Source organism: Pseudomonas viridiflava, assembly GCF_003702045.1.
Lineage (GTDB): Bacteria > Pseudomonadota > Gammaproteobacteria > Pseudomonadales > Pseudomonadaceae > Aquipseudomonas > Aquipseudomonas viridiflava_C.
In genome coordinates, this window is the sequence record NZ_RBTP01000040.1 from 19,219 (window position 1) to 32,733 (window position 13,515).

A 13,515-nucleotide genomic window follows, 5' to 3' on the forward strand; every position below is an offset into this window, starting at 1 on the left:
GAACCTGTCCCTCCGAGTAGTAGATGTTCTCGCCCATGCAGCCAGCCCCCGTCGATGCCACCCAAATACTGATCCCCGATGCAGGGCAGGTGTGTGCCTGGTTGACCGAGCATGCTGGCCTCAAGCCCCAGGATCTTGAGCGCGCGCAGCGTTTGCAGCAGGAGTCCGAAGGCACCGAGTTGCTAGGGCTGCTGACGCGTCTGGGGGTGGTGTCCGAATTTGAACTGGCGCGTGCCTGGGCTGCGTTGTTGCAAGCGCCTCTATTAATGGCCGATGCATTGCCGCCGCTGCTGGATCCGTTGCCACCGCTGACCGAGCGCTTCATGCGGCAGTATCAGGTGGTGCCGGTCGGCTGGAATGAAGACGGCGTGCAGGTGCTGAGTGCCAACCCCTGCGTGCTCTATCCGTTTCAGGCAGTGGCGTACGCGTGCGAAGCGCCGGTGCAGGTTGCGATCGGCCCGCGTAATGAAGTGGAAACCCTGATCGAGCGTTATTACGGCCAGGGTCGCTCGGCGATGGGGACGCTGATCGAGAACCTCGATGATGAAGGCGGCTCGCTGGAAGACATCGAGCACCTCAAGGACCTGGCGTCCGAAGCGCCGGTCATTCGCCTGGTCAACCTGATTCTGCAGCGTGCTGTCGAGCAGCGCGCCTCCGACATTCATATAGAACCGTTCGAAAGTCAGCTCAAAGTGCGTTACCGCATTGACGGTGTGCTGCACGAAGCTGAAGCGCCGCCGTCCAGTTCATCCGCTGCGGTGATTTCTCGCGTGAAAATCATGGCCCGTCTGGATATTGCCGAGCGTCGACTGCCGCAGGACGGGCGGATCATGCTGCGTATTCAAGGCAAGGAGCTGGACCTGCGGGTTTCGACCGTGCCGACCAGTTTTGGCGAATCCGTAGTGATGCGTCTGCTGGATCGACAGACCATCGATTTCGACTTCCCAAGCCTGGGTTTCGATGGCGAACGCCTCGATCATTTTCTCGATGTGCTCGAACGGCCCCACGGTATTCTGCTGGTCACCGGGCCAACCGGTTCAGGCAAGACCACCACGCTCTACACTGCGCTGTCGCGGCTCAATACCGCCGAGCGCAAGATCATCACCGTTGAAGACCCGGTGGAATACCAGCTCGAAGGCATCAACCAGATTCAAGTCAAGCCGGCCATCGGGCTAGACTTCGCTGGCGCACTGCGCTCCATCGTGCGTCAGGACCCGGATGTGATCATGATCGGTGAGATGCGCGACCTGGAAACCTGCCGTATCGCGATTCAATCCTCGCTGACCGGCCACTTGGTGCTGTCCACCCTACACACCAACAGCGCCGCGGCGAGTATCACGCGTCTGCTGGACATGGGCGTGGAAAGCTACCTGATTGCCTCGACCGTCAACGGCATTCTGGCCCAGCGCCTGGTCCGCCGCCTCGACCCGGAAACCCGTGAAGCCTTCGATGCGCCGCCTGAATTGATTGCCGAGCATGGTCTTGAGCGGTTTACCGACGAGCGCCCGATTCGCTTGTACCGGCCGCGATCCGATGCGCCGGGCGGCGGCTATCGCGGCCGCAGTGCGATCACGGAATTGCTGGTCATGAATGAAGAGCTGCGCAGCCTGCTCATGCGCCACGCCGATGCCTCCACGCTGGAAGAAGCTGCCCGTCGCGGCGGTCTGCGCACGTTGCATGAAGAAGGTCTGCGTCAGGCAGTGGCCGGGGTGACTTCGCTGGAAGAGGTGTTGCGCGTCACTCGGGGTGAGAGCTGATGAGCCTGTTCAAGTACCGTGCGCTGGACGCCCAGGGCGTGCAACAGAATGGCACGCTTGAGGCCCGCGATCAGGACGCCGCCGTTGCGGCTCTGCAAAAGCGTGGCCTGATGGTCTTGCAGGTCGACAGCGCAGGTCTTGGTGGTCTGCGCCGTGCGCTGGGCAACGGTTTGCTCAATGGAGCGGCGCTGGTCAGCTTCACTCAGCAACTGGCGACATTGCTGGGCGCGGGGCAGCCGTTGGAACGATCACTCGGAATTCTGCTCAAACAGCCCGGACAACCACAGACCAAGGCATTGATCGAGCGCATTCGTGAGCAGGTCAAAGCCGGTAAGCCGTTGTCTGTCGCGCTGGAAGAGGAGGGCAGCCAGTTCTCGCCGCTTTATATAAGCATGGTGCGCGCAGGTGAAGCCGGTGGCGCGCTGGAGAGCACCCTGCGCCAGTTGAGCGATTATCTGGAGCGCAGCCAATTGCTGCGTGGCGAGGTCATCAATGCATTGATCTACCCTGCGTTTCTGGTGGTCGGCGTGCTGGGCTCGTTGGCGCTGTTGCTGGCCTATGTGGTGCCGCAGTTCGTGCCGATCTTCAAGGATCTTGGGGTGCCGATCCCGTTGATCACCGAGGTCATTCTGGACCTTGGGCAGTTTCTCGGCGATTACGGGCTGGCCGTTTTCGCCGGTCTGATCGTGCTGATCTGGGGGCTGGTGATTCGCATGCGCGATCCGCAGCGCCGCGAACGTCATGATCGTCGGGTGCTGGGCATCCGGGTCATCGGCCCGCTGCTGCAACGGATCGAAGCGGCCCGCCTGACCCGCACGCTGGGTACGTTGTTGAGCAATGGCGTGGCGCTGTTACAGGCTTTGGTTATCGCCCGTCAGGTCTGCACCAACCGCGCACTGCAGGCTCAAGTGGAGCAGGCCGCCGAGTCGGTGAAAGGCGGCGGCACGCTGGCCAGCGCCTTTGGTGCACAGCCGCTGCTTCCCGATCTGGCCCTGCAAATGATCGAAGTCGGTGAACAGGCTGGCGAACTGGACAGCATGCTGCTCAAAGTGGCCGATATATTCGACGTAGAAGCCAAGCGCGGCATTGACCGTATGCTCGCCGCACTGGTCCCGGCGCTCACGGTTGTCATGGCAGGCATGGTCGCTGTGATCATGCTTGCGATCATGCTGCCGCTGATGAGCCTGACCAGCAATATCTGAATTCATGAACGAGGAAATCACCCCGATGAACGCTAGCCGTAAACGCTTTACCCCTGCACGCCGACAGAGCGGCTTCACGTTGCTTGAGATGCTCGCGGTTATCGTGCTGCTGGGCATCGTGGCGACCATCGTCGTGCGCCAGGTGGGCGGCAACGTCGACAAAGGCAAATACGGCGCTGGCAAAGCGCAGTTGGCGAGCCTTGGCATGAAGATCGAAAGCTACGCGCTGGACGTCGGATCGCCGCCCAAGACCTTGCAGCAATTGACTGACAAACCCGGTAACGCCGCTGGCTGGAATGGCCCGTACGCGAAGCCTTCGGACCTCAAAGACCCGTTCGGTCATGCGTTCGGCTACCGGTTCCCCGGCCAGCACGGCAGCTTCGATCTGATTTTCTATGGTCAGGACGGTCAGCCTGGCGGTGAAGGCTACAGCGCCGATCTGGGTAACTGGGAGTAACTATCGGTATGAAGATGCGTGCTGCAAGTCGTGGTTTTACCCTGATGGAAATGCTGGTGGTGCTGGTGTTGATGAGCATCGCTGTCGGTCTGGTAGGGTTTGGCCTGCAGCAGGGATTGAGTACCGCCAGCGAACGTCGGGCAGTGGGCGATATGGTCGAAGCGTTGCGCGCTACCCGCGTACGGGCCATCGTGACCGGACAACCGGCACGCACCGAGTTCGACCTGCGCCACCTGACGTTCAAGGCACCCGGAAAGCGCGAGCAGCGCTGGCCTGAGCATTTGCAGGTGACCATGCAAACGGCGTCTGACCTGGGCTCGGCAGTGGAGTTTTACCCCGACGGCGGATCGAGCGGCGGCAACGTGATGGTGGCCGACGGTGATCGTCGTTGGCGCATCGATATCGGATGGCTTACGGGCAGTGTCCAGGTGCGCCCTCTTTAATGAAAACGTCGCAGTCCGGGTTCACGCTGCTTGAAATGCTTGCCGCCCTGACGGTCATGGCGGTGTGCAGCGGGGTTTTGCTGGTGGCCTTCGGACAAAGCGCACGCTCGTTGCAGCAGGTATCGCGCAGCGACCGGTTGAGTCATGCTGCGCGCACGGTGTTCGATCAGGAAAGCGGCGGCCCGCTTGAAAACGGAACACGCAAGGGGCGGGTGGCCGGTATCGACTGGAATCTGGACATCCGTCAAGTCTCGGGCAGTAACGATCAGGCCCGGCTGTTTCGTCTGGATCTGACGTTACTGGAACATCAGCGGCGTGTTCAGTTCAGCACCTTGCGTCTGCGCGGCGCCGTGACCGGTGCCGGATCTTGAAAGGCCGACAGCGCGGGTTCACCCTGCTGGAAGTCCTGCTGGTGATCAGCCTGTTGGGCGTGCTGCTGGTGTTGGTTGCCGGCGCCTTGCTGGGCGCCAATCGTGCGGTGCTCAAGGCCGAGCGCTACACCGTGGGGCTGGATGAAATGCGCGCTGCACAAGCTTTCTTGCGATCATCCATCAGTCAGGCGCTGCCGCTGGACACCTCCGCCGAAGATGACGCCAACAGCGGCTTTTTTGAGGGCACGGGTGAGCGTCTGCGGTTCGTGGCCACATTGCCGGGGGAATTGGGCGGCGGGATCCAGTTGCATACCCTGGAACTTAAGGGGCCTGAGGGCAAGCGCGATTTGCAGGTGGCGTTCGCTCGCATTCACACCTCGGCCAACGGCATCACCCTTGAGCCTTGGGGCGACCCGCAGGTGTTGTTGCACAACGTTGAAGCGTTGAATTTCAGCTATCGCGGCCTCACCCCCAAGGGCAAACCTACGGGCTGGCTGAACGAATGGCCCTGGCCGACACGCCTGCCCGGTGCGGTGCGCATCGATGCCAGGGTCAAAGGCTCCATTGCCTGGGTCAGCGAAGTGGTGGCCTTGCGTCTGGATCTTTCAGGCGGGGCGGGCGGCCAGTGAGCGGTTTTCATAAGCGCCAGCAAGGCGTGGCGTTGTTGGTGGTGCTCTGGGTATTGGCGCTGTTGAGTCTGTTGCTGGGCGGGTTGGCCGGCTGGGTGCAGCTTGAGAGTCGTCAGGCGCTCTGGCTGCGTCAAAGCACACACGCGCTGCTGGCCGCTGAAGGTGGCCTGAACATGGCGGTACAAGGATTGCTTGATCCGACCCAGCGCAAGCGCTGGGTCGCCGATGGACGGCCGGTGGCCTTGCGGCTGGATGATACGCAACTGCTGATCAGTATTCGCAGTGAGCGCGGCAAGCTTGACCTCAACAGTGCGCCCGCAGCCGATATCGCCCGGCTGCTGCAAGCCTGCGGTGCGTCGCGCAATCTGGCCAGCAGCATTGCGCAGACCGTGGAGGCGCAGCGTGACGATGGTCAGGCGCCGCTGCGTGTGGTGGAAGAAGTGCGTCAGTTGCCGGGGATGACTCAAGCGCTGTACGCCCGGCTGTTGCCGGAAGTGACGTTATGGAGCGGGCTGGACCGGCCTGACCCTGCTTTTGCTTCGGCGTTGTTGCGCCGGGCGCTGAATTTGCCGAACCAGAGCGCGGTGGGAGCCGATGCGGGTGAGGTGCTGGCCATCGACAGCCGTGCAGAACGACCGGACGGCGTAGTCGCCCTGTTACAAACCATTATTTTATTGAGCCCATCGGAGGGAAGCGCACAGCCTTATCGGGTATTGCGTTGGCAAGAATGAATGCATCCGTTTCAGCACGTCTGGCACCGCTGATCGCTCTTCGCGACCGGGTTGTCCAGCAATGGCGTGGCAGTCTGGGGCAACAGGCCTGGCAGTGGTGGAGCGCAGAATTGCGCGCCTGCCTGCCGCCGCGTGTCCGGCAGTGGCTGGTTCACGAAACCGTAGAGCAGGTGTATGCCTGGCCGCTCTTCGAGCCGGTGGTCGCCTCCGGTGCCGATGCGCAAAAGACCCTGTTGTTGCCCTCATCCCTGGTCTTGATCCAGACCTTGCAACTGCCGGTGGCGGCGGCGCGTAATCTGCCGACCGTGATCGGTTACGAGCTGGACCGGTTCACGCCTTTCGATGCCGGGCAGGTGTATTTCGTCGCCCGTCAGGAAAGTCGTAACGCCAGCTTCATTCAGGTCACGCTGGTCGCGGTGCTGCGCAAGAGGCTGGACGCCATTCTGGAGGCGTGCGCGGCGCAGGGCCTCAGGCCTGACGTGGTGGATGTCGGTACCCCTGAAGCCCGCATGAAAGTCGACCTGCTGCCAGGCCCCTTGCGTCCCCAGCAGTCCCGTTCAGGCCATCGCCTGCAACGCGGGTTGCTGTGGATGGCTGCCGGGCTGCTGCTGGGCACCATGCTGCTGTGGCTCAACGACCGCCAGCAGCTGCTTGAAGAGATGCAGGCCGAGGTCAAGGCGCAGAAGGCCCAGGTCAGCGAAGTCCAGCAATTGCGTCAACAACTGACCAACACCCGTGGCGCGGCCAATTACCTGTTGCGGCGCAAGGCTGCGCAACCGCCGCTGTCGGCGCTGCTCAGCGAACTCACCGCCTGCCTGCCGTCCGACACCTGGATCGATCATCTGGAAATCAGCGACAGCGCCGAGGTGGCTTTTGCAGGCCAGAGCGCCAAGGCCAGCGCCCTCATTGGCAGGGTCAAGGACTGTCGCAGTCTGGATAACGCCCAGTTCCAGGGCGTGATCCAGCCGGACAGCAAGACCGGCAAGGACCAGTATTCGCTGCGTGCGCATTTGCGCCAGAGCCAGCAGCCGGATCAGCCCCAACAGTCTGATCCCTCAGAATCGCAGGAGAGCGCCGATGCGTCGTCCACTCAATAGCCGTGAGCGGCGGGGTGCGGCGCTGATCATTCTGGCGCTGGTCCTTTATCTGGCCTACTGGCTGCTGATCGGCAGTTGGTTTGCCGGCCCGTTGCGCGACATCGGCGAGCAAACCGAACAGCTGCGTGAGCAGCAGCAGCGCTATGCCAGTCTGTTGAAACAGGGAGACGCTCTGCGCGAGCAACTGGAGCAGGCTCGCAGCGATCCGGCCAGCAGCACCAGTCTGCTGCCAGGCAATGATCCCAGTGCCGTGGCGGCTGACCTGATGCAGCGTGTCGCCGACCTGATCAGCAGCCAGGCCGACACCGGCGGCGGTTGTGCGTTGACCCAGCGCATGCCTATCACCCCGGAACAGGACAGCGCCGAGCCTTATCGGCAGGTGAAGGTCAGCTTGACGCTGGACTGCGCCATCGAGCCGTTGACCGCCATCCTGCATGCGCTGGAATACCAGCGTCCGTTTCTGTTCGTCGACGAGATGAGCCTGCGCCGCGACACCGACGCCCCTGCCACAGGCGGTGCCGGCAAGCTGGTCGTGCATCTGCTGGTGCGCGGCTACCTGCAACCGGCAGTTGCCGGGGAGGGCGAGCAATGATGCGTTCGATGCGTCCATTGGAGTGGACCTTGCTGGGTATCGCCGCAGTACTCGCCGCGCTGGCGGCGTTGATTCTCAGCGGTGCCGCGCATTCGCCGGACTGGCTGCCGGAACAGGCACCGCGCACTTCTGCCGACCGCCCAGCGCCGACTTACAGTGCGCCGACCGTGGCGCTGGATAGCCTGGCCAATACCTGGAAAACCCCGCTGTTCAGCACCGACCGCAGCCCTGATCTTGCGGTGCGCAAGAGCGATGTTCAGGCCAGCAGCCTGGCGGGCCTGACCCTGACTGGCGTCATACTCGACGGTACATTGCGCGTGGCATTACTCAAGCAGGCCAGCGGCCCTGCCGTGAAAATCAAACAGGGCGATACGCTCGCCAACGGCTGGACACTTGATCGACTCGACCCGATGCAAGCCACGTTCAGCCTCGACGGTCGCACACAGACCCTGCGCCTGCCCGCGCCGCGTCTGCCGCCGCCATCGACGACACCCCCCATTTCCCTTACCAACGATTCGACCCAGTGATGGGTACCTTTCCTGGAGTTTCCGTCATCGCTACCTTGCGCACCCCCCTGCTTTGTCTCGCCACTGCTGTCGCCCTTGGCGGCTGCGCATCACGGCAAGATACCCTCGACCCCGACAATGGCATGCTGCAGGAAGCGCTCCAGGGAACAGGTTCACAACGCCCGCCGGTGGATCCACGCAGCGAACAGCTGCCGGTTCAGGCGCAGCCCCCGTCGCCTGCGATTTCCCCGCAGCGCCAGATCATTCAGGGTAACCAGCGTTTCATCCGCCAGCCCGCAGCGGCCCCGGCCGCCAAGGCGGGTGAGACGGGCGACATCGTGTTCAACTTCACCAATCAGCCAATCCAGGCGGTGATCAACAGCATCATGGGCGACTTGCTGCACGAGAACTACAGCATTGCCCAGGGTGTTAAGGGGGATGTCAGTTTCTCCACCTCCAAGCCAGTCAACAAGCAGCAAGCGTTGTCAATTCTGGAAACCCTGTTGTCCTGGACCGATAACGCGATGATCAAGCAGGGCAACCGCTATGTCATCCTGCCGTCCAATCAGGCCGTTGCCGGCAAGCTGGTCCCGGAAATGCGCGTGGCTCAGCCCTCTGCCGGCATGTCGGCGCGCCTGTTTCCGCTGCGCTACATCTCGGCCAACGAGATGCAGAAGCTGCTCAAGCCCTTTGCCCGTGAGAACGCCTTCCTGCTGGTTGATCCGGCGCGCAATGTATTGAGCATGGCCGGTACGTCGGAAGAACTGGCGAATTATCAGGACACCATCGACACCTTCGACGTGGACTGGCTCAAAGGCATGTCGGTCGGCGTGTTCGGGCTGCAACGCGCCTCGGTCGGCGAGCTGATGCCCGAACTGCAAAAAATGTTCGGCCCGGACAGCGGCATGCCACTGGCGGGCATGGTGCGCTTCCTGCCTATCGAGCGGACCAACTCGGTGGTGGCGATCTCCTCGCAGCCTGAGTATCTGCGTGAGGTCGGCGAGTGGATTCACACCATCGACGAAGGCGGCGGCAACGAGCCTCAGATGTACGTTTACGACGTGCGCAACATGAAAGCCACGGATCTGGCCAAATACCTGCGGCAGATCTACGGCACAGGTGCGATCAAGGACGACTCGCCCGCCAAGGTCGCCCCGGGTCTGCGCACCACCAACCTGTCCTCGCTCAACGGCACCGGCAGCAACGGCATGAGCAGCTCCAGTGGCATGGGCAGCGGCGGTATGAGCGGCGGTGGCATGGGTGGCGGCATGAATGGCATGAACGGCGGCGGCTTCGGCAATAGCCAGGGCATGAACAGCCAGAATGGCAGTAACGGTGAATCCGAAGACGAGCAGGGCGGTGGCGAAAGCGACGCAGCCAGCGAAGAAGGCGGCTCGACGGGTAACTCCAAGTCCCTGGACGCCAGCACCCGCATCACGGCGCAGAAAAGCAGCAACCAGTTGCTGGTCCGCACGCGTCCGGCACAGTGGAAGGAGATCGAGTCGGCTATCAAGCGCCTCGACAATCCGCCGCTTCAGGTGCAAATCGAGACGCGCATTCTGGAGGTCAAGCTGACCGGTGAGCTGGACATGGGTGTGCAATGGTATCTGGGTCGTCTGGCAGGCAATGCCGGGACGCCCAACAACGTCATCAACACCCCTGGCAGCCAGGGTGCGCTGGGCGCGGGCGGCGCTGCACTGGCAGCCACCGACTCGTTCTTCTACTCGTTTGTCAGCAATAACCTGCAAGTGGCGTTGCGTGCCCTGGAAAGCAATGGTCGCACCCAAGTGCTGTCGGCTCCGTCCCTGGTCGTGATGAACAACGAGCAGGCGCAGATTCAGGTCGGCGACAACATTCCGATCAACCAGACCACCGTCAACACCAATGCCTCGGCCACGACCTTGAGCAGCGTTGAATACGTGCAGACCGGCGTCATCCTCGATGTGGTGCCGCGGATCAATCCGGGCGGCCTGGTGTACATGGACATCCAGCAGCAGGTCAGCGACGCCAATACCGGCACCACGGACCCCAGCGGCAACCCACGCATTTCGACCCGCTCGGTTGCCACGCAGGTCGCGGCGCAGAGTGGCCAGACCGTGCTGCTGGGTGGCCTCATCAAGCAGGACAACGCCGAGACGGTTAACGCTGTGCCTTATCTAGGCCGTATTCCGGGCTTGAAGTGGCTGTTCGGCAACAGCCAGAAATCCAAGGACCGCACCGAGTTGATCGTGCTGATTACGCCGCGTGTGATCACCAGCAGCAGCCAGGCGCGTCAGGTCACCGATGACTATCGCCAGCAGATGCAACTGATCAAGCCCGAAGCCTCGCGGACCAGCCTGCAGAACTGAGGATGTGTTAGTTTTTGACGCCTCGTCCACCCAAGACGCTGCCCGTGGGCAGCGTTCATTAGAGGTCTTCTACGATGCTGAAGTTTTTTGCTGCGTTGCTGTTTGTCTGCTCGGGTCTGGTTCAGGCGCAGGACACCCTGAACACCGACTTGCCACTGGATTACCTGGCGAAAGCCAGCGCCGACATACCTGACAAGCCGCTGGTGATCTTCATCCACGGTTACGGCAGCAACGCAGCAGACCTGTTCGACCTCAAGGCGCGTTTGCCGGCCGATTACAACTACCTGTCGGTCCAGGCGCCGGTGCAGCTGCAACCCGACAGTTACAAGTGGTTCACCCGCAAGCCCGGCGTCGTCGAGTACGACGGCGTGACCGAAGACCTGAAAAACAGCACCGATAAATTGACCGCGTTCATCGGTCAGGCGACGAGCAAGTACAAGACCCGGCCAGACAAGGTATTTCTGGTGGGTTTCAGTCAGGGCGCCATGATGAGTTACGAAGTGGCCCTGCGTCAGCCAGCGCTGGTGGGCGGAATCGCGGCGTTGAGCGGGCGGCTGTTGAGCGTGGTGAAATCCGAACTCAAGCCTGGTGATGAGCTGAAAGGATTGAACGTGTTCATCGGCCACGGCACCGAAGATCGTCAGGTTTCCTACGCCAGTGGCCCTGAAGCAGAAGCGACCCTTAAAGCCCTTGGCTTGAAGCCCGAATTTCACGGCTATCAGGGGCTCGGGCACAGCCTGAGTGAGGCAGAGATTGCAGACCTGGCGAATTGGCTGGAAAAGTCGGCGCGCTGACCGGTCTTCTCTCCAGCTCGCCACCTCTCACAGCTGTTCACCGAACTGTGGGAGGCGGCTTGCCAGCGATCTGCCGGGCACCGGCAGCGAAACCAGCGCATGCGTTGCATCGAACACAACCAGGGCCCAACGATTAATTGACCTTTACGTCCTTGAACTTGAGCACGTTTTCCTTGCTCTCGCGATCACGGAACGTGAGCTTGAGCGCGGGGGACAGTTTGAGTCGGCCCTTGGCTGCCTCGAAGGTCAACGTCAAGCGGGTCGGAACGTTACGAATTAACTGAAATGAATCCCAACGATCAAACTTTGCATCACCGACACGCATCTGGACCATGTTCAACGCGCCGCCGGTTTCGTCGAACAGACTGACCGGGTTCAGGAAACGGAAGTCACGGTCCGGACTCTTGTTCACCAACTCCAGCGTACAGGTCGGTGCCTGACCGTTCTGATCACACTCCAGCAGCTCCAGGGTCAGGTTGTCGACGGTCTCTGCACGCTTGCCGAATACATTGGCATTGTCGTTCTCAACGAACAGTTTCTGGCTGCGAGCAAACTCCACTGAGGGCTTGGCGTACTCGCCGCCCAGCTTGAAGAACACCCCGCAAAGGATCAGTGCCAGCAGCAGCCAGACGCCCAGTTTCAGAAAACCAGGCAGTTTTCTGGCCATGATCGCGATGACCAGCCCGCCGCACAGCGTCATGCTGGCGACGATGGTGATCAGAGTTTGCCAGTTGATCGAGTCGACGTTCAGGCCCAGCACGCTCGGGTCTGGAAAAAGGTAGGTGAAGATGCTCCACAGAGCACCGATCATGCCGCCGATACCTAACGATATCCTGGCAAAAATCGCTGAAATCTTACGGGCGGCGGGTGATGGAGTGGGTGCGGGTGGTGCTGCGTCCATTGCTGTTTTGCCTTGTTCGAAAATCGAGAGGTGCGTGCCGATGTCAGATCAACTGCATGGCAGATAAAGGCCTGGTCATGAGGCGTTTGTACGATCCGTGTTCAATCGCGCTGCCTGAGCTTTTTGATGCGCAAAGAAACAGAAGGGCGATCGAACCATGTCGGCGCGGCGCGATTATCCGGTAATTTTCGTGCAAAGTGCAGCGTTACGTCGTGCAATCATTGAGATAGAGCACGTCAGGCAGAAGAAGGGTTGTTCAAAGGAACGCGGACAGGCTGTTCTGTCCGCGAAAAAAGCGTTTGGCTGCACTCAGCTCTGGCTGATCCGCGCAGCTCGCTCACCTGTTGCATCTTTCAAGAACGCCAGCAGTGCAATCAGGGGTAGGACAGTGCCGACCACCAGCACCCAAGTCCAGCCGCCGTGATCGAACAGCGGGCTGGCCACGGCCGAGCCAATGGCACCACCGATGAAAATGCTGGTCATGTACAACGCGTTGAGTCGGCTGCGGCTGGCGGCGTCCAGGGCATAGACGGTGCGCTGGCCCAGCACCATGCTGGTCTGGACGCAGTAATCGAGCAGCACGCCGGTGATGGCCAGGCCGACGACACTGTAGGCGGGGTGGACCAAACCGGGCAAAAAGCTCAGTGCGCCGAACAACAGCGCGCCCAGTGAGACGATGCGTGTGTGACCCGCGTCAGCCAGTCGGCCACTGATCGGTGCGGCAATCGCACCAATGGCACCGATCAACGCGAAGAGGGCAATCTGGGTTTGCGACAGGCCATGATTGCGCGACAGCTCAAGCGGCACTGCCGTCCAGAACAGGCTGAACGTGGCAAACATGCACGCCTGATAAAACGCACGCTGACGCAGAACGGGTTGGGTGCGCAGCAGCGTCCACAGCGAAAACAGCAACTGGCCATACGTGGCGCGATGGTCAGGCACACGCTTGGGCATGGTGGTCGCGAGCACGACACTGATGCCGATCATCACCACCGCCGCCGAGCCGAACACCGCGCGCCAGCCGAAGTGGTCGGCCACCAGGCTTGAGATTGGCCGTGCCAGCAGAATGCCCAGCAGCAAACCGCCCATGATGCCGCCCACCACACGCCCACGCGATTCCTCCGGGGCCAGGTGCGCCGCCAGCGGGATCAGCATCTGCACCGACACGGAACTGAAACCCACCAGCAGCGACACCAGCAGGAACAGGTTCGGCTGCTGGGCAAATGCTGCGCCCAGCAGACTCAACGTCGCCACCGCCGTGGTCAGCAGCATCAGCTTGCGGTTTTCCAGCAAGTCGCCCAGCGGCACCAAAAAGAACAGCCCCAACGCATAACCGATCTGCGTCAATGACACGATCAGGCTCGCCGCCGTGCTGGACAGCCCGATGTCCGGCGCGATGAGTTCAATGATCGGCTGGGCGTAGTAGATATTGGCGACGATGGCGCCGCAGCAGAACGCAAACAGCATCACCAGACCACGGGTCATGGTGAGGCTGCCGTTGCGGGGATGGGTCGAGTGGGGCATCACGGATCTCGCTCGGGCAATCGGGCTGCACACGCATTCAATGACGTGCGAGCCGCTCAGGATGGAATGCGGAGCAGGCTAACGGTTTTGCACGGCATTAAGTAGGTGTGCCGAGGTGATACAAGATATTTCTGTGAGTGATGATGGAAGCCGGTTCGTACCC

The 13,515-nt window shown here is 61.5% G+C and carries 14 protein-coding genes; 12 read left to right on the plus strand and 2 right to left on the minus strand.

Annotated features, from left to right (window positions below):
• Positions 1-35: 35 nt before the first annotated feature.
• From gspE to ALP40_RS13000, 12 genes are all read left to right on the plus strand, one after another.
• Positions 36-1,757 carry a type II secretion system ATPase GspE gene (gene gspE / locus ALP40_RS12945; RefSeq protein WP_183136040.1) on the plus strand — a complete coding sequence of 574 codons (1,722 nt, stop codon included), beginning with the start codon at positions 36-38 and terminating at the stop codon, positions 1,755-1,757.
• A complete protein-coding gene (gene gspF / locus ALP40_RS12950) occupies positions 1,757-2,959 on the plus strand; it encodes a type II secretion system inner membrane protein GspF (RefSeq protein ID WP_122208656.1) in 1,203 nt (400 codons plus the stop codon). Before gspE ends, gspF begins: the two co-directional genes overlap by 1 nt.
• A 25-nt stretch (positions 2,960-2,984) precedes the next feature.
• Positions 2,985-3,416 (plus strand): type II secretion system major pseudopilin GspG, encoded by a 432-nt coding sequence (gspG, locus tag ALP40_RS12955; RefSeq protein ID WP_122208736.1) that lies wholly within the window; start codon positions 2,985-2,987, stop codon positions 3,414-3,416.
• A gap of 8 nt (positions 3,417-3,424) precedes the next feature.
• Entirely contained in the window at positions 3,425-3,859 is a 435-nt protein-coding gene (locus ALP40_RS12960; protein ID WP_122208657.1) for a prepilin-type N-terminal cleavage/methylation domain-containing protein, read from the plus strand.
• Positions 3,859-4,230 (plus strand): prepilin-type N-terminal cleavage/methylation domain-containing protein, encoded by a 372-nt coding sequence (locus ALP40_RS12965; RefSeq protein ID WP_122208658.1) that lies wholly within the window; start codon positions 3,859-3,861, stop codon positions 4,228-4,230. The genes ALP40_RS12960 and ALP40_RS12965 overlap by 1 nt, the downstream gene beginning before the upstream one ends.
• A complete protein-coding gene (locus ALP40_RS12970) occupies positions 4,227-4,859 on the plus strand; it encodes a prepilin-type N-terminal cleavage/methylation domain-containing protein (RefSeq protein WP_122208659.1) in 633 nt (210 codons plus the stop codon). Before ALP40_RS12965 ends, ALP40_RS12970 begins: the two co-directional genes overlap by 4 nt.
• Positions 4,856-5,590, plus strand: a complete 735-nt coding sequence (locus ALP40_RS12975) for a type II secretion system protein GspK (RefSeq protein ID WP_122208660.1) — start codon at positions 4,856-4,858, stop codon at positions 5,588-5,590. The genes ALP40_RS12970 and ALP40_RS12975 overlap by 4 nt, the downstream gene beginning before the upstream one ends.
• Positions 5,587-6,687, plus strand: coding sequence for a type II secretion system protein GspL (locus ALP40_RS12980; protein ID WP_122208661.1), 1,101 nt, complete (start codon positions 5,587-5,589; stop codon positions 6,685-6,687). The genes ALP40_RS12975 and ALP40_RS12980 overlap by 4 nt, the downstream gene beginning before the upstream one ends.
• Positions 6,668-7,279 carry a type II secretion system protein GspM gene (gene gspM, locus ALP40_RS12985; protein WP_122208662.1) on the plus strand — a complete coding sequence of 204 codons (612 nt, stop codon included), beginning with the start codon at positions 6,668-6,670 and terminating at the stop codon, positions 7,277-7,279. Before ALP40_RS12980 ends, gspM begins: the two co-directional genes overlap by 20 nt.
• Complete coding sequence (locus tag ALP40_RS12990; protein ID WP_122208663.1) at positions 7,276-7,806, plus strand: general secretion pathway protein GspN; 531 nt, start codon at positions 7,276-7,278, stop codon at positions 7,804-7,806. Before gspM ends, ALP40_RS12990 begins: the two co-directional genes overlap by 4 nt.
• On the plus strand, positions 7,806-10,133 hold the full coding sequence (gene gspD / locus ALP40_RS12995) for a type II secretion system secretin GspD (RefSeq protein WP_122208664.1): 2,328 nt from the start codon (positions 7,806-7,808) through the stop codon (positions 10,131-10,133). The genes ALP40_RS12990 and gspD overlap by 1 nt, the downstream gene beginning before the upstream one ends.
• Before the next feature lie 74 nt (positions 10,134-10,207).
• On the plus strand, positions 10,208-10,927 hold the full coding sequence (locus ALP40_RS13000) for an alpha/beta hydrolase (RefSeq protein WP_122208665.1): 720 nt from the start codon (positions 10,208-10,210) through the stop codon (positions 10,925-10,927).
• A gap of 133 nt (positions 10,928-11,060) precedes the next feature.
• Here ALP40_RS13000 and ALP40_RS13005 read toward each other — a convergent pair whose 3' ends face one another.
• Positions 11,061-11,828, minus strand: a complete 768-nt coding sequence (locus tag ALP40_RS13005; RefSeq protein ID WP_122208666.1) for a hypothetical protein — start codon at positions 11,826-11,828, stop codon at positions 11,061-11,063.
• Between the two features lie 309 nt (positions 11,829-12,137).
• On the minus strand, positions 12,138-13,313 hold the full coding sequence (locus ALP40_RS13010) for an MFS transporter (protein ID WP_409077524.1): 1,176 nt from the start codon (positions 13,311-13,313) through the stop codon (positions 12,138-12,140).
• Positions 13,314-13,515: the final 202 nt, after the last annotated feature.

What these genes read in the sequence shown, in the direction of transcription:
- gspE (WP_183136040.1), top strand. Translation starts at nt 36, where the DNA reads ATGCAGCCAGCCCCCGTCGATGCCACCCAAATACTGATCCCCGATGCA.
- gspF (WP_122208656.1), top strand. Translation starts at nt 1,757, where the DNA reads ATGAGCCTGTTCAAGTACCGTGCGCTGGACGCCCAGGGCGTGCAACAG.
- gspG (WP_122208736.1), top strand. Translation starts at nt 2,985, where the DNA reads ATGAACGCTAGCCGTAAACGCTTTACCCCTGCACGCCGACAGAGCGGC.
- ALP40_RS12960 (WP_122208657.1), top strand. Translation starts at nt 3,425, where the DNA reads ATGAAGATGCGTGCTGCAAGTCGTGGTTTTACCCTGATGGAAATGCTG.
- ALP40_RS12965 (WP_122208658.1), top strand. Translation starts at nt 3,859, where the DNA reads ATGAAAACGTCGCAGTCCGGGTTCACGCTGCTTGAAATGCTTGCCGCC.
- ALP40_RS12980 (WP_122208661.1), top strand. Translation starts at nt 5,587, where the DNA reads ATGAATGCATCCGTTTCAGCACGTCTGGCACCGCTGATCGCTCTTCGC.
- gspM (WP_122208662.1), top strand. Translation starts at nt 6,668, where the DNA reads ATGCGTCGTCCACTCAATAGCCGTGAGCGGCGGGGTGCGGCGCTGATC.
- ALP40_RS12990 (WP_122208663.1), top strand. Translation starts at nt 7,276, where the DNA reads ATGATGCGTTCGATGCGTCCATTGGAGTGGACCTTGCTGGGTATCGCC.
- gspD (WP_122208664.1), top strand. Translation starts at nt 7,806, where the DNA reads ATGGGTACCTTTCCTGGAGTTTCCGTCATCGCTACCTTGCGCACCCCC.
- ALP40_RS13000 (WP_122208665.1), top strand. Translation starts at nt 10,208, where the DNA reads ATGCTGAAGTTTTTTGCTGCGTTGCTGTTTGTCTGCTCGGGTCTGGTT.
- ALP40_RS13005 (WP_122208666.1), bottom strand. Translation starts at nt 11,828, where the DNA reads ATGGACGCAGCACCACCCGCACCCACTCCATCACCCGCCGCCCGTAAG.
- ALP40_RS13010 (WP_409077524.1), bottom strand. Translation starts at nt 13,313, where the DNA reads ATGACCCGTGGTCTGGTGATGCTGTTTGCGTTCTGCTGCGGCGCCATC.